This is a genomic window from Tenuifilum sp., from assembly GCF_037481895.1.
Taxonomy (GTDB): Bacteria; Bacteroidota; Bacteroidia; order Bacteroidales; family Tenuifilaceae; genus Tenuifilum; species Tenuifilum osseticum.
In genome coordinates this window covers 13388-34541 of sequence record NZ_JBBFKU010000016.1, presented here as the reverse complement: position 1 = coordinate 34541, position 21154 = coordinate 13388, and the positions used below count along the sequence as shown (strand labels likewise).

Here is a 21154-nt window from a genome sequence, read left to right as displayed (position 1 = left end):
TAAATGATATGGATGCAGGCGATTTTATATACATTCTCATAGCAATAGCATTAGCTATACTCAATGCTTTTGCGAATAGCAAGAAGAAAAAGGCTGCCGAGCAAAAACGGCAGGCACAAACTTCTGCACCTGCCGATGATGACTTGATTACCAAAAAATTGCAGGAGTTGCTGGGTCAGGAGGTTATTGTTGAAGATGAAGAGCAACCCCTGGAATCAACTGTTGTTAATGAGGAGGAAAAGTATATATATGAATACAGCAGCAAACCTGAGGTTGAAACATTGGATAGGAGCGTTGAGTTCGAAAAGGAGCCTATTGATAAGCCACTAACCGAGGAGGAACTCTACCCTATACAGACCCCGAGGCCAATCGATACTTCAACCCCTATTGAGTATACCCCAATTGATATTGCCGAATCGAAGGTAGAAGGCCCTATAGGCGATTACTCCTACCAGGATTCCTTTAATGAAAGTATGCACGAGGTTGATATTGATGCCCCCGATGCTGAAGAGCCTGAGAGTGTTAAGAAGGGGGAAGAAGAAAAGGAAACCATCTTAGCCGATTTTGATCCGCTAAAGGCTGTTGTTTACGCCGAGATTATTCGGCCAAAATATTTTTAGTTACAACATATTGGTTGGAGTTTTGAATTAATTTTTTTATATCTTTGCAATCAAAGAGTTCCGATTTCCCTGTCGGGATTCTTTTTTATTTCATATTTAGGAGGTAAAATGAGTAAAATAACCTATTTAACCGAGGAAGGGCTCCAGAAGTTGCGCAAGGAGCTTGAGCAGCTTAAAACTGTGGAACGGCCTGCAATTTCAAGAATGATTGCCGAGGCTCGTGATAAGGGCGATTTATCGGAAAACGCCGAGTATGATGCTGCTAAGGAAGCACAAGGTATGCTTGAGTTGAAAATTTCAAAGCTTGAAGATTTGATTGCCAATGCACGCATTATTGATGAGTCAAAGATTGATACAACCCAGGTTCAGATACTGAATAAGGTAAAACTCAAAAACCTTAAAACCAACGCCGTAGTGGAGTATACCCTTGTGGCTGAGTCGGAAGCTAACCTTAAGGAGAATAAGCTTTCAATCTCTACCCCCATTGGTAAAGCCCTAATTGGCAAAAAGGTTGGCGATGTGGTTGAAGTTCAGGTGCCTTCAGGTTTGATGAAGTTCGAGATTCTTGGAATATCACTCTAAATCATATTGCTATGGCTACAATATTCAGCCGGATAGTTAGTGGTGAAATACCCTCGTACAAGGTTGCCGAGGATGAAAGGTTTTACGCCTTCCTCGATATTAACCCCTTGGCCAAGGGCCATACCTTGGTAATACCCAAGGTTGAGGTTGATTACCTCTTCGATCTTGATCCTGAAACCCTGGCTGGACTTACACTTTTTGCCCAGCGAGTGGCCAAAGCTATTGAAAGGGTTGTGCCCTGCAAGCGAATTGGGGTTGCAGTGCTCGGCCTTGAGGTACCCCATGCGCATATACATTTAGTCCCGCTGAATAAGGAATCGGATATCGATTTCCATAAAACCAAGCTTAAGCTTACCCCTGAGGAATTTATTGAACTTGCAAAAAGTATTGCTGCAGAGTTCAAGTAGATATAATAACAGTAAAATGACAAAACGGGCCAAGAGCCCGTTTTTTATTGCGATTATTGCCTAGAGTCCCTGAAAGACTTCCTGATATGCATTAAAGAATGCCCATGCGTCATTCCTGGTTTCGGAGATATTCTTTCCGGTTTGCTTTATGTATTTTTTCCCTACAAGGTCATAAACTATGGTATCGGTCTGGTTTACGTAGCCAAAGCCTTCGTTAAAGGCAAAGTAGGCAAAGGGTGTAACTTTATTTGCAAGAATATTCTTTGATAGAGTAAATTGATCATGTGGCAAATTAAGCTGTGCCAGAAGTGTAGCGGCCAAATCGGTTTGTGAGCATGTGGTTGTGACAACCAAGGGTTTTCTTTCTACAGCCCCGCCCAGCCAAACCATAGGAATACCAAACTTTAAGGGCTCCCAGTTGGGATGGTTTGCAGGATGACGATGTCCATGGTCGGCAATAAGTACAATAAGGGTGTTCTTGAACCACTCCCTTTGCTGGGCTTTGGCTATAAAATCGCCAAGACAGCTATCGGCATAGTATGCCGAACTAAGGAATTGTTCCACCTTGGTCTTCCCATTAAACTTCGGTTTGGCGGGAATCTCAAAGGGCTCGTGGCTGCTAAGGGTGAAGAACATTTTGAAGAAAGGTGCTTTGGCTGAGTCGATATCGGTAAGCAGGTAATTAAAAACATGCTCATCGTGTACTCCCCACTTGGAGTTGCGGTAACTTTTAGGAAAATCGTCCTGTGTTATCAGTCTTTGAAATTTAGCATGGTAAAGGAATGAGCGAATATTTGCAAAATCGGGGTCGCCTCCGTAGTAAAATGCTGTACTATAGCCTTGGTTGTAAAGCAATTCGCTAATGGTTGGCAGCTTGTTCGATTTTGTGGGGTACTTGATTACCGATTGGGTGGGCTGGGCAGGGAATCCCGAAAGTACGGCAATAATCCCTTTGTCGCTTCTATCGCCGCTGGCGGTGGTTCGGGTGAATAGTATACCCTCGGAAGCCAAACGGTTTAGGTTTGGGGTAACATTGGGAAGCCCGCCAAGGGGCCCAACCAGCTTTGCACCAAAACTTTCAAGTAAAATGATAATAATATTTGGTTGTTTGGTGTTCAAAACATATAATGTACTATCGGTCTGCATGAGTTCGCTAAAGCGTTGGTGGGCTGTGGTTTTGTCAATTTCAACATTGTATGTCTTGCTCATACTGCTGCTTTTACTTACGGAGTACATCATGTTCCAAACCGGGTTAAGGGCAGCATGGTTGCAAAAGTTATTCTGGCTAAAGTACACCTTACCGGGGTTCATGGGTGCAATACCAAAACCTCCCCGAATTGGAATTATCATGGTTGCAGCCAGGAAAATGAAAATTGGAGAGTACCACCATCTTGCCTTATTGGTTTGGTTTAGTTCCCTGGCAACCCACTTACGGTATGCAAGGTGTGTAAGGTAGGTAATTCCTATAAGCAAGACAACAAATAGTATTAATAAGGGCGTTTTTACCGACGCCATTGCCTCCTTTGGGGTTTTAAGGTATAGCAATGGGGTTGCATCGATACGGTAACCCCAATTGCGGTATAGTTCCATATCGCTGATAACAACCGTATTTACAACTAAAAGTAGTAATACAGTTAAAGAATTGTACATTCTAGTAATACACTTTGGGGAAACCCAGAAAAAGATAGCCAAAAGCAGAAATGTTAGTAGAAGAATATATCCTGCAAGCGAGGAATCCATCCAGGCTCCTCGAATGAAAATATTTATGAACTCGTTAAACTTAACCGACTTAAGGTTTTCAAATTGGTAAATAAGGAAAGCTATACGGTAGGTGGCAAACAGTGTTACCCAAAATACGAAATACCTTAAACTGAATGATAAATGTTTTCTCATTTGTGTAAATGATTTAAATTGCAAACCTAATAAATAAGAACGTATAAACGTCACGGTCATGCGCAAGAAAATTTTAGTCTTGTTGTTTATTGTTGGGTTCGTTGTAAGCGATTCTTTCCCACAAACCTGGAGCATCGCTGTTCACGGTGGTGCTGGGAACATGAAACCCGAAAACTTTACCAAGGAGCAGCTTGATGAGTATGAACGGGAGATGAATGCAGCTCTAAGCATTGGGGTAAAAATCTTGAATTCGGGTGGAACAAGCCTCGATGCCGTTGAGCAGGTTGTCCGATACCTTGAGGATTGCCCGTTGTTCAATGCCGGGAGAGGCGCAGTTTTCACCCACGAGGGGCGTAATGAGCTTGACGCGGCAATTATGGATGGCAAAACCCTTATGGCAGGTTCAGTTGCTGGTGTAACCGATGTCAAAAACCCCATATCGCTTGCGCGCAAAATCATGGAGGATTCACCCCATGTGATGCTGGCAGGTAAGGGGGCTTCGGAGTTTGCTAGAGTTAAGGGTCTTGAAATGGTGGATAGCTCATACTTTTTTACTCCACAGCGCTGGAACGACCTTCAGCGTACGCTATCAAGGGAAAAGATGGGTACTGTTGGGTGCGTGGCACTCGACATGCATGGCAACCTGGCTGCTGCAACATCAACCGGAGGAATGACCAATAAACGATGGGGGCGAATAGGCGATGCGCCAATTATTGGTGCCGGAACTTACGCCAACAATTCCACCTGTGCCATTTCGGCTACTGGGCATGGCGAATACTTTATAAGATATACTGTAGCCCACGATATTTCAGCGCTCATGGAATACCAAAACCTTTCACTCAATGCCGCGGTTGAGCGTGTTATTATGGGTAAGCTCCTTAATGCTGGAGGGCGCGGAGGAGTAATTGCGGTTGACCGCTCCGGTAATGTTTGCATGATGATGAATACTACAGGCATGTTCCGTGCATTTGCTCGTTCCGATGGGAGTAAGGGATTTGCCATTTTTTAAAGATACATTTTTTGGGTTTTTAATTACAATTTGGTGTAATTTGAATTAAATTTGATGAACCTAACCTTATCAGTAATGTTAAACCTAACCCGGTAAACTTATGGCACTCGAAGTTCATGTAAAATCAGCTGAAAGCAAGGGACATATCGAGATTTTTTTACTTCACTTTGTACTCATGCTCATCGCCATGTTTGTATTCCTTGCCTTGATTATGCTTATAGGAGGTTCTTTTACCTGGCCAAATTTCTGGAAGTTCTACATCACTTTTATACCTTTAACAGTGATACTTCCTGTTATTGTGGCCATAACCACATCGGTATCGTATAAAAGGGTTAATGTTCACATTTTACCTGCCTCAAAGGTTAACATCGATAAGCTGAAAGATTTCATGTTTAGCGAGGATTACATCATTGTTGATAAGGATAAAACTTTTATACAGTTTATTCGAAGAAAAAATCTACCCCGTTTACTTAGCTTAAACTACGATAAGCCATCAATCACCATACAGAACGATGAGGTGGTAGTAAATGTCCTTAAACGTTTATCGTTAGTATTACTCCCCCAGCTTACCATTGGCAAAAGGTTTTTACTTGAGCCCGAAAGCAGTAAAGAATGATTAAAGGATTTCCTTTCTTACACATCGATATTCCTAAATGTGAGCAAAACATTGCCTTCATGGTTCAAAAGGCCACGAAGGCAAAAGTTTTATTACGTCCTCACTTTAAGACACATCAAAGTTTAGCCGTTGGGGAACTATTCCGTAAGCAAGGGGTTAATCGGATTACGGTTTCGTCGGTTGCCATGGCTGAATACTTTGCTGCAGGTGGTTGGAACGATATCACTATTGCGTTTCCTTTTGTACCACAAATGGTGCAGCGGGTTAATACGCTTGCACAGGGTATTGATTTAAATGTAACCTTCTCATCACCTCAAAACCTTTTAGCCACAATTGATAGGGTTGAGAGTAAAGTTGGCGTATTTGTTGAGGTTGATGTTGGTCATGGCCGTTCCGGAGTAGCTGTTGACAATACCCGTGAACTTGCCCTTATGGTGAATCTTATCAGCTCAAAACCGAATTTGGTTTTTAGGGGTTTTCTTACTCATGCCGGGTACTCCTATAGCGCGAGGGGTAGGGAAGAGGTAGATAAACTTCATTCCGAAGCCTTAAGCAAGTTGGCCAAACTCAGAAGCTTTTGGGTCGACCAGTTTCCTGACCTCACCATATCGTATGGTGACACCCCAACCTGTTCCGTATCCGATGAGTTTTGGGGAATTAGCGAGATTCGTCCCGGTAACTTTGTGTTTTACGATGTGATGCAATACCAAATTGGCTCATGCACCACTTCGCAGGTGGCTGTGGCTCTTATCTGTCCGGTAGTTGACGTGTATCCCGGTAAGCAGAAAATAATTGTTCATGGTGGGGCTATTCACCTATCAAAGGACAGGGTTGTGATTGATGGAGCAGATTGCTATGGCTTTGTATGCAGATTTGATGGTAAAGGCTGGAGCAACCCTATTCCAAATGCTTTGGTAACTTCCCTTAGCCAGGAACATGGGGTAATCTCCTATTCCGGTAATGACCTCGATGGTATAAAACCTGGCGATTTACTTGCCATTTTGCCAGTTCATAGCTGTTTAGCGGTCGATTGCATGGGGCAAATGTTCGATTCCGAAGGCAATACATACGATGTTTTACCTAAAAATAAAAGGTGATGAAAAGGTTTACTCAGTTTCTGTTGTTCAGCGTAATTTCTACATTAACAACCGCTCAATCCACCAAGAGCAATAGTGTATTTGATAGGTATTTCGAGAATAAAACCATGAGGGTTGATTACATTCACGGGGGCAACTCGTTTAGCGAGGATTTTAAAATATTTGGCATAAAGAACGATGGGGTGTGGGGCGGAAGAGTTCGGGTGATGGATGACCCTTACAACCTGGGGCTTTATGCATTTGATATAATTGATGCAGCATCGGGAAAGGTTTTATACACACAGGGTTTTTGCAGCGTTTTTGGTGAGTGGCAAACAACCGCTGAGGCTGGTAAACTAAACAAGAATTTTGAGGAGAGCGTCAGGTTCCCATGGCCAAAGGATATTTTTAAATTGGTTATGCGCAAGCGCGATAGTACCAACACTTTTCAAGTAATTTGGTCTGAAACTATTAATCCATCCATGTATGCCGATGCAAATCATGCCTATCCTGCTGCTAAGGTGCAATACTTTGTAAAAAGCGGTAACCCTAAGGAAAAGGTTGATATAGTTGTACTTGCCGATGGATACACTGTGGCTGATTCCGCCGAATTCAGGAAAGATGTGGAACGTTTCACTGAGGCTTTCTTTTCTGTTGAACCATTTAAGAGTCGTAAAACTGATTTTAACGTTGCTGCGGTTTACTCCACATCGCCCACTAGTGGCATTCGGCTACAAAAACACAACTACTACCCGGCCAATGTTTTGGGGTGCACCTATTACACCTTTGGGACTGAACGTTACGTTTTAACCGAGCGGGAGTGGACTGTACGGGACTATGCTTCGGCAGTGCCATACGATTTTTTGGTTATCCTATTAAACTCCAATAAGTATGGTGGCGGAGGTATTTACAACCTTTATATCACCGCATCGGCAAAATCGAGCAGCTCCGGATATGTAATGGTTCACGAAATGGGGCATCATATAGCTGGCCTTGCCGATGAGTACTATACCAGCGATGTGGCCTACCAGGTTTCAGTCCCAAAGTATGAGCCATGGGAGTTTAATATTACAGCTCTTCTCAATCCAGCAAGTTTAAAGTGGAAAAACATGGTTGAACAAACCACTCCAATCCCAACGCCGTGGCAAAAGGAAAACTATGAGCGAACAGGCAAGTTGCGAATTGCCGATGAAATTTACTCAGGTAAGGTTGGGGCTTTTGAGGGAGCGGGTTACCTAAGCAAAGGTGTGTATCGCCCTGAGGTTGACTGCATAATGTTCTCCCATTCATTAACATTCTGTAGGGTTTGCCAGGAGGGCCTAAACAGGGTGCTCGATATGTATGTGGTTAGGTAATCCTGATTCCCATTACTGTAACATCATCAACCTGAACATTATTACCTTTCCATTCGGAAAATATCTCAAGCAAAAAATCTTTTTGTTTTGCCATGGGATAGCTGGCTATGGAGCACAACATGTTTCTAAAATCCACAAGTCTGAACTTCTTGCCATTGGGTCCGCCAAACTGATCGGTAAAACCATCAGTGTAAAGGTAGATTATATCATCTTTTTCAAGCTGAACACTATGCGTGGAGAAACTTACCTTCTCAGTAACGTAGCCAATTGATTGCCGCTCACATTTTACCTGGTATAGGGTGTGTGTCTCGTTTTGGTTCAGAATAATATTTGAGACTGGTTGAGTATTTGATTTCCGGACTATGTTAAGGTAAATATTAGCACCGGAGTACCTTAATTCCCTTGTTTCAGGGTTGTAGTTGCAAAAGGCAATGTCCATTCCATCAAAAATTTCGGAGCCTTCCCTTTGCTCAAACGATTTATGGAATAACCCGTTCAAATTTTGCAGTACCTCGCCTGGGTTGGTCTCATTAAGTTCACTAACAATTTGGTTAAGCCCAAACATGCCAATAATACTCATGAATGCTCCGGGTGCCCCATGGCCTGTGCAATCGGCAACTGCAAAAAGCATTTGATTGTTAAAACGCTTAAACCAGTAAAAGTCACCACTAACAAGTTCCTTAGGCAGGAAAATCAGAAAAGAGTCTTCAAAAAAATCAGTTGGCTGTTCTGAGGTTTGTAATATTGCTTTTTGAATCCTGCGAGCATAGTTAAGGCTATCGGTAATGTCGCGGGAGCGTTGCTCAAGCATGTTTTTCTGCTTTTCAATCTTTTCCTTTTGCTCTGCAAGCAGTAGGTTTGCTTTTTGCTTGTTCCTGTAAGCCAAATACGAAACTACCACCAGGACAATTAGTATTGCAATAAAACCAACCAGAAAAAGCTGACGCAATCGCGATTTGTTCAAGTTGGCCTGGCTTAACAAAAGATTCTCTCGCTGGTGTTGAATTTCCTTCTCTTTCTGACGTAAGGCTGATATGTTTTCCAGCCTGTTGGCTTCGCTGATAATTTGATAGTTGAATAGGCTGTCAGTTAATGAGATGTATTTCCTGAGGTATTGGTATCCTATGGTTTTGTTTCCCTGTAGCTCTTCCAGCTGAGAGAGTTCCTTGTATGCAAGCCGACTAATGTTGATTATACTTAAGCTCTCCGATTGCTTTAGGCATTGAAGTAGATACTTTTTTGATTCGGAATAGTTTCCAACCCTGGCGTATGCCTTACCCAAAAGCAGTAAAGGGTAAAGTTGTCCATACCTGTCGTTTATTTCATTTTGAGTATTTAGGATTGACTGTAAAAGCGGAATCGCACTAATTGGTTTTAGCTGATTAATTAATAGTTCAGCACCAACAGTTTGAGTTCTGGCTAGCTCCTTGGGGTTGTTCTTTAGGTAGGTTTCCGATTTTTTTAAATGTTTATCGGCCATCAGGTTGTTTGATTGTCTCAAGCTATTGTTGGCCAAGGCTCTGTATGTTATACCTAAATATGTGCTATCCACTAACACTTTCAGGATAGCTATGGCATTTTCAAGGTAGCTTTGGGCTGTAACAAAGTTTCCAAACTCAGTGTGAATAATCCCTTGCGATGTATAAATTTTTGCTAGGCTTATTGAATCGTTACGGGATTTAAAGAAGTTAATAGCAGTAAGGTTGTTCTCTATGGCGTTGTTCAAGCGGCCAAGTTCTCCTTCCACTTTTGAGATTGATAGCAAGTACCAGCCAATTTTTAACGAATCCCTTGTGGCAATGCTGTAGCGGTAACCAGGGTATAGGTAATCAATCGATTCGTAAAGCAACCCTTTTTCGATATGGATTTGCGAAAGGAGGTAGTATGCCTTTTCCAGGTACTGTTCGCGTCCCATATCCAATGAGACTATCAACGCCTGGTTAGCCTCAATTAGGGCATTGTCTAAATTCTTCTTATTAAAAAGGTATTGCGATTTTGCAATTAACGTCTCCACCAGTTTTACCTTATCGCCATCCCTCTCATACTGACGGGCTAGATTTTCAAAATACTTTAAGGAATCAATATTATCTAATGGCACTGGTTTGGCATTCACCCTAAGAGATAGTATGCCAAATACAGCTAAAAGCAGAAATGCTTTGATGGTGATAGGTTTAAACACTTGTTAAAACATTAAAGTTATGGTATAAATGTAAAAAATATTTCAACATCAAAGTTTTGAAAATTGACTAAAACAGTTCGCTAAGCAGGTCAAGCAATTCATTCACCTTAATGGGTTTAGTTAAGTAGCCATAAGCACCTTGGGCAATGGCTTTGTCAATATATTCAGCTGGGGTATATGCCGATTGAACTATAATGGGAACATTGGGTCTTTTTTCTTTAATTCTACTGATAAGTTCATGTCCATTGGTGTCGGGAAGTTGAATGTCGAGTAGTACAGCATCTATCTTTTCCCGGTTCAATAATTCAATGGCCTGTGAACCCGACATTGCAGAAAGGCTTTTTGCGCCTGAAGCAATTACTACATCGCTCAGGTAGTTAACGTTGGCTTCGTTATCTTCAACAATCAGTATTGTTTTGCCGGTAATTTTATTGTAGTCGTTTTTGGTAGGAAAACCTATTCTGCTAATGTTTTTGGTGTTTGGAATTATAAGGGGTAGGGTAAAGCTAAAACACGAGCCCTTACTGGGTTCTGATTCAACCCAAATCCTCCCACCCATTAGTTCTACCAGTCGTTTTGATATTGCCAATCCTAAACCTGCACCGCCGTAGTGACGTTGAGCCGTTTCGTCGGCCTGTCGGAACCGCTCAAATATTTTTTCCTGCAGCGATTTAGGGATGCCTATACCGGTATCGCTCACAAAAAACTCAATGGTGGCGTTGTTTGGAATACGGTAGCCCATGGTAATGCTACCCTGCGAGGTAAACTTAATGGCATTGCTAAGCAGGTTAAGCAGAACCTGCTTAAGCCGTTCACCATCGGCAAGTATGTGTGTAATTCCACTGTTGTTACCTATATCGCGCGCTATTAAAATATTCTGTTTTTGTCTCTTTTTCTCGTTAATGGCAAATTGGTGAAGCTCGTTGAACAGGCTATCAAGCTCCACGGGTTGCCTTCGTATGGAGTATATTCCTGCTTCAATCTTGGAGAGTTCAATAATGTCATCGATAAGGGTTAGGAGTAGCCGCCCATTACTGGTAATGTAGTCGGCATAAACCTTCTTTTTCTCAGGGCTTATGGATTCGCGGGTAATTAGCTCCGAGAAACCGAGTATGGCGTTCATAGGGGTACGGATTTCATGGCTCATATTGGCCAGAAAGGCCGATTTTAGCTTGTCGGCTTCCTCGGCTTTACCCTTGGCTAACTTTAACTCGTTTTCCCGCTCTTTTTGGATAATCATGTAGGTTAGCTGCGATGAAACAAACTCAAGAACTTCCAGGTCATTATGGTCGTATGCATTAGGGTTTTGGTAGTTTTGCACAGCAAGAACCCCTACAGTATCGCTTTTAGTTTTAAGCGGCACAGCCATCCAGCACAATGCCGGGGGACCGTAAAAGGTAAGATTATGCCGGCTTCTAAGCCTGTTCATTTGTTGCCGGTTCAGAATAACACCTTGACAGCGATGCGCTACCCAAAGGGCAAAGGTGTTTCCGCTTGGGTAATCGGTGTTTATGGTGTGGGTGTCGCTAACATATGCTAAGCTTAACCTTTGCCGACTCTTATCGAACAGCACAAGGTAGATATTCCTGGCATCGAAAAGCGTGTTCAGCTCTTCCTGCATCAACCTGTAAAAATCCTCAGGCGATGTGCTTTCAAGTCCTATTGCGGAGAGTTTTACGAGTGTTCGGTTAATCCGTTCAACTTTACTGCTTAGGGTAATATTTTCAATCCAAACCAAAAAATTGTTCCATTCCACAGGTTTAACATTTGCCCTGTAGGTGTACTGTTTACCATGTGTGCTGTGTTCAAAAGTGTATATGCGCTCCTTTTTCGATGCTTTAAAGGGTAGATTTGGGAATAGGCTATCAATTTTACACCCTTCCGGAATGGGTTTATCGGTAAGCAAAAGTACCGATGGGCTATGGCTTATTACTATCCCATCCCTTTTAACCAGCAGAACACCTATTGGCAGGTCATTAATATCAATGTGATTTTTATTTTTTGTCATTGTTTTTTGCAGGATTCCCGGATGCAAGCATCAAGTTTTACTTTTCTAATTTAGGTAATTTCCTTTAATCCTCAATGCAGTGTTAAAAGTGTTTAATTACAGGTGGGTTTCAATGTGTTGAAATGTTGCATCTGGTTGGGCTTAGCTGTTGCAATTTATAGGTAAATGGTATTTTTGCATTAAATTTTGTTTTGTATGCATAAGCTGTTTTATATTCTATTAATTGCAATTTTTCCCATTTCTTGTAGCGAAAGCGTCAAGCCGAGCAGCAATTCAAGTCATAGGAATGGTTATGTAAAGCATGCAAAAGGTTTTGATATAGAGATAAATGGCTCAGTGACTAAAGTATGGGTCAACAATCCGTTTGAACCTACTGCCAATGGCTTGGTTTATACTCTGTATGCCGATTCATTACGAAGCATTGATCCGAATAGTATTCAAATTCCTGTAAAAAGGGTTGTTTGCATGTCGTCCACCCATGTAGGTTTTATAGGCGCTTTAGGTGCCAATTCTGCTATTGTTGGAATTTCGGGAACAAAGTATGTTAATAATCCTAAGCTCTGGGAACGGGTTGTTAATGGGCAAATTGCCGAGGTAGGTTACGATCAAACCTTGAACTACGAGCTGTTAACCCGCTTGAAACCCGATGTAATTTTTGTTTACGGGGTTAGTTCGGAATCGCTATCGTTTATCGATAAGCTAAAGGAGTTGGGTTTAAAGGTGGTGATGGTGTCCGATTACTTAGAAACATCGCCATTAGGCAGGGCTGAGTGGATTAAGTTTTTTGGTGTTTTTTTGGGTAAAAAGGAACTGGCCGATTCAATTTTCAGTGATGTTGAGGTAAACTATGCCAAGCTTGCCCAGTCAGTAGAACAGCTTGATACTAAGCCAAAGGTTTTTCTCAATTTGCCATTCAGGGATATATGGTACTTCCCGGGAGTTGATAATTACTTTGTGAAGCTGATTAACGATGCTGGCGGAAGCTACGTTTTCCCAGAGCTTACAGGCTCCCAAAGCCATCCGGTGAGTACGGAGGTAGCGTACAAGGCTGGTTTAAGCTGCGATATTTGGTTAAACCCTGGCACCGCTAACAGTCTTAGCGATATTACCAATTCCGATAATCGTTTTTCCAAGTTTAAATCGTTTAGCAATGCAAGGGTTTTCAACAACAATAAAAGGGTGGGGCAGGGAGGTGGCAACGATTTTTGGGAATCGGGGGTGGTGCACCCTGAGCAAATACTAAGCGATATGATTAAAATATTTCATCCGGAATTAATGCCCACCGATACACTGTACTTTTACAGGCGATTGGAGTAACCATTATCTTTACAAAATACAATTGCTTATGAAATTTGGAGTCATAATTGAAACTAAGGAGCCCGAAAAGGCATGGAATGCCTTTAGGTTTGCTGTGGCATCGCTGGGTAAGGGGCACGAGGTTAAGGTGTTTCTAATGGGTGAGGCTGTTGAGTGTCAGGGTTTAACCCATAACAAATTTGATGTTGATGCACAAATGCGCAAGTTTGCAGCTGAGGGAGGAACAATTCTGGCTTGCGGAACCTGCCTTAAGTCGCGCCAGATGGATGGAACCGAGCTATGTCCCATATCAACCATGGCCGATTGTATTCAAATGGTGGAATGGGCCGATAGGGTTATCACATTTTAGCCAATACACACAAAGCAATGCAGGGTAGAACCCGAAATACGATACTATTTATCTCGCTGATGGTGGTTTTATTGCTATTAGCCATACTTAGCCTGCTTTTGGGTTCAGTGGCAATACCACTGGTCGATATCAAAGCCTATTTTTTTGGTGGTAACTTTACCGATGAGGTGAATTTATCCATAATTCAAAATTTCCGAATACCCAAGGTGGTTTCCGCTTTGCTTGCCGGTTCCGCTTTGGCGGTAAGCGGTTTACAAATGCAAACCGTTTTCCGGAATCCGCTGGCCGGCCCATATGTTTTGGGTATCAGCTCTGGTGCTAGCTTAGGAGTTGCGCTTGTGCTAATGGGTTCTTCGGCATTTGGGCTTTCGTTTTGGGGCAGTCAGGTAGGAACGGTTGTGGCAGCGCTTGTTGGTTCGCTTTTGGTTTTAATGCTTATACTGGCAGTGTCCATTCGGGTAAGGGATATTATGACACTGTTGATTTTAGGGATGATGTTTGGCACGGCTGTTTCAGCTGTAACAAGTCTTTTGCAGTACTTTGGTAGCGAAACATCCTTAAAGAACTTTGTGATATGGACGATGGGTAGTTTAGGAGGTGTTGGCCGTCAGCAGCTTTGGCTTTATGCTGCACTGGTTCTTTTAGGACTTGCACTTGCCTGGGCGTACGTTCGTCCGTTAAATGTACTTGGAATAGGCGACACCTATGCGCGTAGCCTTGGTTTCAATGTAAAGCAAACGCGGTTCCTGATATTCCTTTCAACAAGCTTGTTGGCCGGAACGGCTACCGCTTTCAATGGGCCTATAGCTTTTGTGGGCATAGCCGTGCCGCACTTGGCGAGAATGGTTTTTCGGACTTCAAACCATGCCATTCTGGTGCCTGCGTCGGCATTAGCAGGTGCTGCTACTCTTTTACTTTGTGATATTATTGCACAGCTGCCAGGGTCGGCCGCTGTGCTTCCCTTAAACTCGGTGGCCTCGTTAATGGGTATCCCTGTTGTTATTTATATCGTTCTTAAAAACAAACGTGTAGTTAGCTGATGAACGGTATAGTGATTGACATAAAAGGATTAGTATCCGGTTACCGGAATGGAAGTGCATCATCATATAGCTATCCGGCGTTTAACGCCGTGGCTTTACGTGGCGAACTTATTGCGCTTATTGGACGAAACGGGGTGGGCAAGAGCACGCTGCTTAGAACCCTAGCGCGCATACAGCCATCGCTTGATGGGAATGTTTTTGTTAAAGGGGTTAACTTTCAGCAGATATTAGGTTCAGAGTTTGCACAGCTGGTGAGTTTTATCCCCTCGGAGCCAGCGCATGCTTCGCATACTACGGTTTACGAGTTTGTTAGCATGGCCCGTTATCCCTACCATGGTTGGTTTGAGGCTTTGAATGATAATGACTATAAATTGGTTGATGATGCAATATCGGCCGTTGGTATGCAGAATTTTCGGGATCGGTTTATCGATAACCTGAGCGATGGAGAGCGCCAGCGCGTAATGATTGCTTTTGCAATTGCACAGGATACGCCAATTATCATGATGGATGAGCCAACAGCTTTTCTTGATTTGCCCAATAAGTTTGAGGTTATGCGTTTGCTGAGGGAGCAAGCACAAAAGGGTAAAACTATTATCATTTCCACTCACGACCTGCAAACCGCTTTTGGTTTAGTTGATACCATTTGGCTTATGCTGGCCGATGGTGTTAGGGTTGGCGCTCCGGAAGATATTGTTCTGTCCGGTAACCTCAACCGCTTAATGGACGATACGCCTGTACTTTTCGATTTGAAATCGGGACAGTTTGTCTATAAGCATCAAACCAGGTTAGTGGCTTGTGTTTTGGGCGGTTCGCCCAATATCAAAAAGTGGACCTCGCATGCACTAAGGCGTATGGGATACGAGGTTGAATTCTCCCCCATTGCCGATGCTAGTACCTATGTCCAAATTCAGGAACATGAGGGTAAGGTACAATGGATACTTGGCCGCGACGACCGTAATCCTACCTTCGATTCCATTCGGAATCTATGTATCTACATTAAAGGAACCACGCTTTTATAGCTTTATTTCAAAGCTATCGGCATCAAGGTGAACGGGGAATGAACTTCTTACGCTATGTAGGTAATCCTTATCGATGCTTGCATAAATTACTTCCTCGGTGTTTGGTTTAGCCTGGGCAATAATTTGCCCCATGGGGTCAATGATTTGCGAGTCGCCGGTGTGGTTTATTTGGTTGCCATCGGTTCCAACACGGTTGCAGGCAGCCACGTAAACCTGATTTTCGATAGCTCGTGCCACCAATAGCGAGTTCCAGGCATACCTGCGACGCTCCGGAAAGTTTGCAACAAGTATCATCAAATCGTAATCGTTCCGGTTACGGAGCCAAACCGGGAAACGCAGGTCGTAGCATACTGCCAGCAGAATTCGCCAGCCCTCATGGGTTACAATCACGCGTTGTGTTCCTGATGTATAGTGCGCGTCCTCGTTTGCCATTCGGAAAAGGTGGCGTTTATCGTAGGTTTCAATTGTGCCGTTAGGGTAGGCAAAAACCATGCGGTTGAAGTACTTGCCACCGGTTTCGGCAATGTAGCTGCCCGCAAGGGCAAATCCATGCTTTCTTGCCATGGATTTCATCCATTCAACGGTTCGTCCCGGATGCCTTTCAGCAAGGGAGGCCGGACTCATGCTGAATCCAGTTGTGAACATCTCGGGAAGTAAAACCAGGTGTGTTCCAGGTTCAATTCCAGCCAGTTTCTGCTCAAACTGCTCAAAGTTATTATCGGGCAATTCCCAGTATAGTTTACTTTGAATTACTGCTATCTTCATTTTCCGCTCTCCAATTAATGATGCACTGTTCAACAAGTGTCTCGTAATGGGCTGAGATATCTCTTACCACATCAGGTATTTCGTGGTAAATGTGGTTGTCAATCTGCTTAACCGGTAAAACGCCGGGCGAGGTGCCTGTAATAAAGCATCCGGTGGTCTGCTTAATTTCATTAGCCCCAAGGCACCTAAAGTTAATGTTGATTTGCAGGGTGTTGCATATATCAATCACCTTTTGACGCGTTATTCCGCCAAGCACCTTGCTATCGGGGGCAGTAATTAGTTCATTATCTTTAATAAAGAATACGTTTGATCGGCTTCCCTCGGTGATCAAGCCATCGTGGTCAACCAGTAAAACCTCGTAGCATCGGTGTGTTTCTAGAATTTCGTTAGCAATGGCCCTGATGGCTTTGTTCTCAAACTTAACAGTTGGGTTATGCCTTTCGGCATTGAGGGTTTCAAGGCGAACCCCCGTGCTTATCTCATCGGCGGTTGGGTAACGCGATGGTATAAAGTATATCAATAGGGTATCTCCGTTTTCATTGGAATAATACATCAACCTGAAATTTCTCTGATCAACCGGGTTTGCTTTTAGTAGTTCCCTTATCCCAAGAGCGATCTCATCAAGATTTATATGATAGCCCATCATCTGGGCAGAGTACATAAAACGGTTTAGGTGATCGTTCAGAAATATTGGAGTGGAGTTTTTTACACGAATTACTTCGTAAATAATATTTTCGCCCTCGGTTAGGGCGACGGAAAACTTATTGAGGGGTAATATTTTTCCGTTGTAAAAGAAAAAACCTTGTTGATTATCGGGTGGAAAATTCATGCCATAAATGTTTCCAGCAAAAATAGCTCAAGCTATTTTCTTTTAAAGCAATATCCGAAACAAAAGCGGGTTTAGCTTTTAAGCTTACTGTTCCCTTGATGTGTAATTGTTTAATATATTGCTGATTAGGGGAAGATAAAAATCGTTGAAGAAAGCATTCCTTGGTGAGTTTAGGTGAAGTATAGAGTTTAGCGTTTTCCCCCCTTTCAGCTTTGATGTGGCTATGCTAACGCTGTTTTCGGCAAAATCGCCTGCAAAGTAGTAGCAAAACTTATCGGAATAGCCTTTCACCACAGCTGGGAACTGGTTTGTTAGGCCAAACGATTTTAATTTTTCCTCGCCTGCTGGGGTTGTTTCCAGCTTAAAAGTGGCAAGTACCTCTGAACCGATTCCTGCCATAATAATATCGAACCATCCGTAAAATTCAGTTTCCTTTGGATTATTCTGCCATTGGGGCATGGTAGGTTCGGTAATGAGTTTTACTATGGGGGTTAGCAGGTCAGAGCCTTCCTCAAGTACATCAATTAACCCATCGTTGCTAATCAGGATTATGCCTGAGCCTTTACTTGGCCAAGGTTTCTGGTGTTGTTTCTCGTATAGCTTAACCATCCATTCGGCTGGTCCCTTACCATTGTTAATTGCTCCAAGATTTGGACAATACTTACCAGCCCAACCAGTCCAGCTCACATTGAAAAGTTCTTCGGTTTTGGTTCGGATAAGTGCATTGGTTGGGGAACTAAACATGTTGTACTCACCAATAATAAGCTTATTGAGTTCCTTCATCCGTTTGAGGAGCAAGTAGTCGTTCTGGTTTAGGCCTCCGTAAACCTTTGATGTGTTTGGGGCTTTGGTTTCGGTTTTATACCACTCGTAGGAGTAAACCCCGTAGCAATCGGCATAGTAGGCGGCATCGTAAACGGCAGCATAGGCATCTACCTCGTTCAGTCGAATCGATTTTATATCGAATAGTTGCTGATTTAAATCGATGGGGAAAAAGCCCCAGTAATCCGATTTATGGTTGTACGATTTGCCATCGGGGCCCACAATCCGAAAGTGGTTGAGCAGCCAAACAAGCGATTTGTGCTCAATTCTATCGGTTTGGGTTACTGTTTTGTCGAGTATGTATATGTTGAGTGGCTTTGACTTCTGAAAGTACCAGGCTAGATGAAGCGCAATAACAATACTAATGATACATGCAATAGCAATTCCAAGGTAAGTGGCAATCTTTTTCATTGCAATTAGATTTCTAAAACTTGTTTAGCCTTGGCAAATTACAAAAAAATGAAAAAGATTACAAGTGAAGGGGATAAATTCGTGAAAGGTGAGCCGTGAGCCGTGAGCCGTGAACCGTGAGCCGTTAATCGTTAAAAGTTAAAAGCATGGCTTTAAGTGGGGATGAGTCGGAATGAGTCGGAATACTCGGAATGAGTCGGAATACCCGGAATACTCGGAATGCTCGGAATGAGTCGGAATAGACTCTCTTTTACTTACAACCATCAACTGTCAACTATCAACCAACAACCCAATTAGTTTCACAGTGTTACACGGAGTTTAACACAGTGTTACACAGTGAAAATCCATCAAATCTGCGAAATCAGTGTTCAATTTCCAAACACTAAACACTAAACACCAAACACTAAAAACCATCAACCGTCAACCATCAACTGTCAACCATCAACCATCAACTTAATTAAAGGTTTGAACCTTTTGGGATTCAGTCAGGAGATGATCTGATGGCATATTTACTAAAAGATTTTTACCACCAAAACCCTTGCAATGTTTGTTGATTTATTGGTAAGTGAACGACTTTCATTAATCTCAACAAACGTAGCTGAATTTGGGGTAAGTAAAGCCGATTCATTATTTACGGTAAGTTCAAGTTCCCCCTCAAGCATGTAGAATACCACTCCAAATGGGTTGGCGTGCGCGGGTATTGCCTCGCCTGGTTTTAGGGTTAGATGAACCATTTCTACTTTAGAACTTGAAAACATTATACGCCCGTCCAAATCGAATGGAACCTTTGGCGCGCTCAGTAGGGTTTCGGTTTTAATCATTTTTTTCATTTCTTTTAACCGCCATATACATGTATGCTTTGACTTGCAGAGGGCAAGTATTTTATTCCCAGCCAGGTAATTAGCAGAACCCCCAGTGCAACAATCATTAAACGAGCCAGTAGCTTGCGCTTGGTGGGCAAGTACCGGTGAATATGAATAACTAAAAGATAGAAGAACCAGGTAATTAATGCCCAAACCTCCTTTGGGTCCCATGCCCAGTAGTCGCCCCATGCAAACTTAGCCCAGTAAGCGCCTAGGAGCATTCCCAGCGTTAAAAGTGCAAACCCGGGATATACTAGTCGCATTTGCTGCTGGAGTTCATCGTGAACTGAACCTTTTGAAAATGATGTCCAAGCCACTGAAAGGCTTGCTGATGCAAGAACTGCATAGGCTAACATATACGAAACCACATGTGGTATAAACCAGGGGCTTTGAAGAGCAGGCATAAGAAACCTACCCTGATATTCTGGATGAATGATATCAACAACCAGAAAAACCGAGGCCATTATTAGGCCTATGGTTAGCATGTTTTTACTGCGATATGCTTTAAATACGCTTAGGCTAACAAGGCTCACCAGGAAAGAGTACCATATTCTAGTCTCAGCCATGGTTCGCATGGGCGGGCGTTTAATATCGAACCAGTATAAAATAATAAATACCCCCAAAAGAGCGCTGGCTGTAACTCCAGAATACCATAAAATGAGTTTTCCTTTTGCGGATTCTTTGTGGTTAAAGTAAACAGAAACTAACCAAAGTAATATCACAGTCAGAGCAACGGGAACAAAATAATTCCAAACCATTTGTTTACTTTTTTGAATCGTTAATAAAAACCAAGCCTAATCCACCCAGGAGCATCATGGCAAATCCTATGTATATCAGTGGTAACCATGGGTCGTAGATTACCTTAAAGGAGCTGTAGGTTGAGTCTGGGCCAGCAAGATTATCGTATGAATACTGGTAAATCCACCAACCATCAACCCTAAAGGGTTTGTTTACCTCAATAAGGCATTGGTTTACGGAGCTTGATTTTTTTGAATAGATTTTGGCGTGTGAACCAAAGTATTTTGCCTCGGCAGGTAAAAGTCTTAGATCTCTGCCATCGGGAAGTGGAAGTGTCTTTTCGGCTGTAACATGGGTAAGGCTCGATATCCAGCCCATTGTAATGGCCTTACCATTTGAATCAAAGACTTGAATCATTGCAGCTGGCCCGGTAAAGGGAACACCCCGCGCATCAATGAAGGTTGAATCGGTTGCAAATGCCTTGGGTAAGTATTGCATAACCTGAATGGTTAGGTTATCAATTTTAATGCTTGGGTTACTATTTAGGTCGTATTCCGATTTTGGGAAGAATGTCTTACTACTACCCATTAAAGCCAATCGAGGTTGGTAGAATTGTGCTTCAAACTTTTTTAGTTCAATTGCTATTGGCAATTCAATTACACTACCGTTCTTGGCTGTTCCGTACCATGCAATTTCACCCTGGTTAACCTGAACGGTCGCCTCAATCTTATCGGAACTTCCTACTAAACCTGCCGATAAACAAACCCAAAGCCCGGCATGGTTAAGGGTGAAAATTATGTTTTTTATGGTAACTGGGAAAACACGGTTTACTACAGCCGCCCCTAAGGTTATTAGCATAAAAATTAAAGGGACTAAAAACAACCAGGAACCCAGCAGGTTAAATAAAGCCCCGGGTAATCCCATGCCACGGCCTACCTGTGGGATAACTCCCATGAGAATGATTGAGAAAAGAAATAACGAAATTGATGGAATAGCAGCTTTAACCGAAGCAAGCCAATTGAAAAATTTCGATTTTGGGAAAATGATTTTTAACAGGATTAAAAGGCAAAGAAAGGTAACTAAAACGAGAGTATTGGTTGGAAACTCGGGTTTAGGGAACAGCGATAGAGGGACAAATAGCTCCAAAAAGAAAGCTAATACAAATAACCCAACGGACACAATAAAACCCTCTAAAAAACCCCATGGCCATAGCCAAAGGGGTTTCTTTTTAAATTGATTGCCCATGATTTTGATTG

20 protein-coding genes are annotated in these 21154 nt (G+C 42.7%); 11 read left to right on the top strand and 9 right to left on the bottom strand.

The window, feature by feature from the left end; genetic code table 11:
- Window positions 1–8 precede the first annotated feature (8 nt).
- From WHS63_RS06535 to WHS63_RS06525, 3 genes are all read left to right on the top strand, one after another.
- Window positions 9–620, top strand: coding sequence for a hypothetical protein (locus WHS63_RS06535; RefSeq protein ID WP_445204410.1), 612 nt, complete (start codon window positions 9–11; stop codon window positions 618–620).
- A gap of 108 nt (window positions 621–728) precedes the next feature.
- Window positions 729–1202: a transcription elongation factor GreA gene (gene greA, locus WHS63_RS06530; protein ID WP_445204409.1), complete on the top strand. Its 474-nt coding sequence runs from the start codon at window positions 729–731 to the stop codon at window positions 1200–1202.
- Window positions 1203–1213: 11 nt separating this feature from the next.
- On the top strand, window positions 1214–1609 hold the full coding sequence (locus WHS63_RS06525; protein WP_445204408.1) for an HIT family protein: 396 nt from the start codon (window positions 1214–1216) through the stop codon (window positions 1607–1609).
- A gap of 60 nt (window positions 1610–1669) precedes the next feature.
- Here WHS63_RS06525 and WHS63_RS06520 read toward each other — a convergent pair whose 3' ends face one another.
- Window positions 1670–3502: an LTA synthase family protein gene (locus WHS63_RS06520; protein WP_445204407.1), complete on the bottom strand. Its 1833-nt coding sequence runs from the start codon at window positions 3500–3502 to the stop codon at window positions 1670–1672.
- A gap of 58 nt (window positions 3503–3560) precedes the next feature.
- On the opposite strand from WHS63_RS06520, the gene WHS63_RS06515 reads away from it, so the two are divergent.
- From WHS63_RS06515 to WHS63_RS06500, 4 genes are all read left to right on the top strand, one after another.
- Entirely contained in the window at window positions 3561–4511 is a 951-nt protein-coding gene (locus WHS63_RS06515) for an isoaspartyl peptidase/L-asparaginase family protein (RefSeq protein WP_445204406.1), read from the top strand.
- 100 nt (window positions 4512–4611) lie between these two features.
- The gene (locus WHS63_RS06510; RefSeq protein ID WP_369488212.1) at window positions 4612–5127 is read left to right on the top strand and encodes a hypothetical protein; all 516 of its coding nucleotides are present in this window, start codon (window positions 4612–4614) and stop codon (window positions 5125–5127) included.
- Entirely contained in the window at window positions 5124–6224 is a 1101-nt protein-coding gene (locus WHS63_RS06505; protein WP_445204405.1) for an alanine racemase, read from the top strand. Before WHS63_RS06510 ends, WHS63_RS06505 begins: the two co-directional genes overlap by 4 nt.
- A complete protein-coding gene (locus WHS63_RS06500; protein ID WP_445204404.1) occupies window positions 6224–7558 on the top strand; it encodes a M64 family metallopeptidase in 1335 nt (444 codons plus the stop codon). The genes WHS63_RS06505 and WHS63_RS06500 overlap by 1 nt, the downstream gene beginning before the upstream one ends.
- Here WHS63_RS06500 and WHS63_RS06495 read toward each other — a convergent pair.
- Together WHS63_RS06495 and WHS63_RS06490 are read right to left on the bottom strand one after the other, a co-directional pair.
- Window positions 7551–9737 (bottom strand): SpoIIE family protein phosphatase, encoded by a 2187-nt coding sequence (locus tag WHS63_RS06495; RefSeq protein WP_445204403.1) that lies wholly within the window; start codon window positions 9735–9737, stop codon window positions 7551–7553. The two genes, WHS63_RS06500 and WHS63_RS06495, sit on opposite strands and share 8 nt — an antisense overlap.
- Window positions 9738–9804: 67 nt before the next feature.
- Entirely contained in the window at window positions 9805–11745 is a 1941-nt protein-coding gene (locus WHS63_RS06490) for an ATP-binding protein (RefSeq protein ID WP_445204402.1), read from the bottom strand.
- A gap of 195 nt (window positions 11746–11940) precedes the next feature.
- Here WHS63_RS06490 and WHS63_RS06485 point away from each other — a divergent pair, with 195 nt between their 5' ends.
- Genes WHS63_RS06485 through WHS63_RS06470 form a run of 4 tightly spaced genes read left to right on the top strand, consistent with a single transcriptional unit; the run spans window position 11941 to window position 15470 of the window.
- A complete protein-coding gene (locus tag WHS63_RS06485) occupies window positions 11941–13062 on the top strand; it encodes an ABC transporter substrate-binding protein (RefSeq protein WP_445204401.1) in 1122 nt (373 codons plus the stop codon).
- Between the two features lie 28 nt (window positions 13063–13090).
- Window positions 13091–13411: a DsrE/DsrF/TusD sulfur relay family protein gene (locus WHS63_RS06480; RefSeq protein ID WP_445204400.1), complete on the top strand. Its 321-nt coding sequence runs from the start codon at window positions 13091–13093 to the stop codon at window positions 13409–13411.
- A 17-nt stretch (window positions 13412–13428) separates the two neighbouring features.
- The gene (locus WHS63_RS06475; protein ID WP_445204399.1) at window positions 13429–14451 is read left to right on the top strand and encodes an iron chelate uptake ABC transporter family permease subunit; all 1023 of its coding nucleotides are present in this window, start codon (window positions 13429–13431) and stop codon (window positions 14449–14451) included.
- Window positions 14451–15470 (top strand): ABC transporter ATP-binding protein, encoded by a 1020-nt coding sequence (locus WHS63_RS06470; RefSeq protein ID WP_445204398.1) that lies wholly within the window; start codon window positions 14451–14453, stop codon window positions 15468–15470. The genes WHS63_RS06475 and WHS63_RS06470 overlap by 1 nt, the downstream gene beginning before the upstream one ends.
- Here the strand turns inward: WHS63_RS06470 and WHS63_RS06465 are convergent.
- The 6 genes from WHS63_RS06465 to WHS63_RS06440 all read right to left on the bottom strand — a co-directional run bounded on the left by WHS63_RS06465 (window position 15465) and on the right by WHS63_RS06440 (window position 21143).
- Window positions 15465–16235 (bottom strand): amidohydrolase, encoded by a 771-nt coding sequence (locus WHS63_RS06465; RefSeq protein WP_445204397.1) that lies wholly within the window; start codon window positions 16233–16235, stop codon window positions 15465–15467. The two genes, WHS63_RS06470 and WHS63_RS06465, sit on opposite strands and share 6 nt — an antisense overlap.
- Entirely contained in the window at window positions 16210–17064 is an 855-nt protein-coding gene (locus WHS63_RS06460) for an aminotransferase class IV (protein WP_445204396.1), read from the bottom strand. The genes WHS63_RS06465 and WHS63_RS06460 overlap by 26 nt, the downstream gene beginning before the upstream one ends.
- A gap of 84 nt (window positions 17065–17148) precedes the next feature.
- Window positions 17149–18297, bottom strand: coding sequence for a hypothetical protein (locus WHS63_RS06455; protein WP_445204395.1), 1149 nt, complete (start codon window positions 18295–18297; stop codon window positions 17149–17151).
- 512 nt (window positions 18298–18809) lie between these two features.
- Window positions 18810–19118 (bottom strand): cupin domain-containing protein, encoded by a 309-nt coding sequence (locus tag WHS63_RS06450; RefSeq protein ID WP_445204394.1) that lies wholly within the window; start codon window positions 19116–19118, stop codon window positions 18810–18812.
- Between the two features lie 14 nt (window positions 19119–19132).
- On the bottom strand, window positions 19133–19918 hold the full coding sequence (locus WHS63_RS06445; protein ID WP_445204393.1) for a cytochrome c biogenesis protein: 786 nt from the start codon (window positions 19916–19918) through the stop codon (window positions 19133–19135).
- A 4-nt stretch (window positions 19919–19922) separates the two neighbouring features.
- Window positions 19923–21143, bottom strand: a complete 1221-nt coding sequence (locus WHS63_RS06440) for a hypothetical protein (protein ID WP_445204392.1) — start codon at window positions 21141–21143, stop codon at window positions 19923–19925.
- Window positions 21144–21154: the final 11 nt, after the last annotated feature.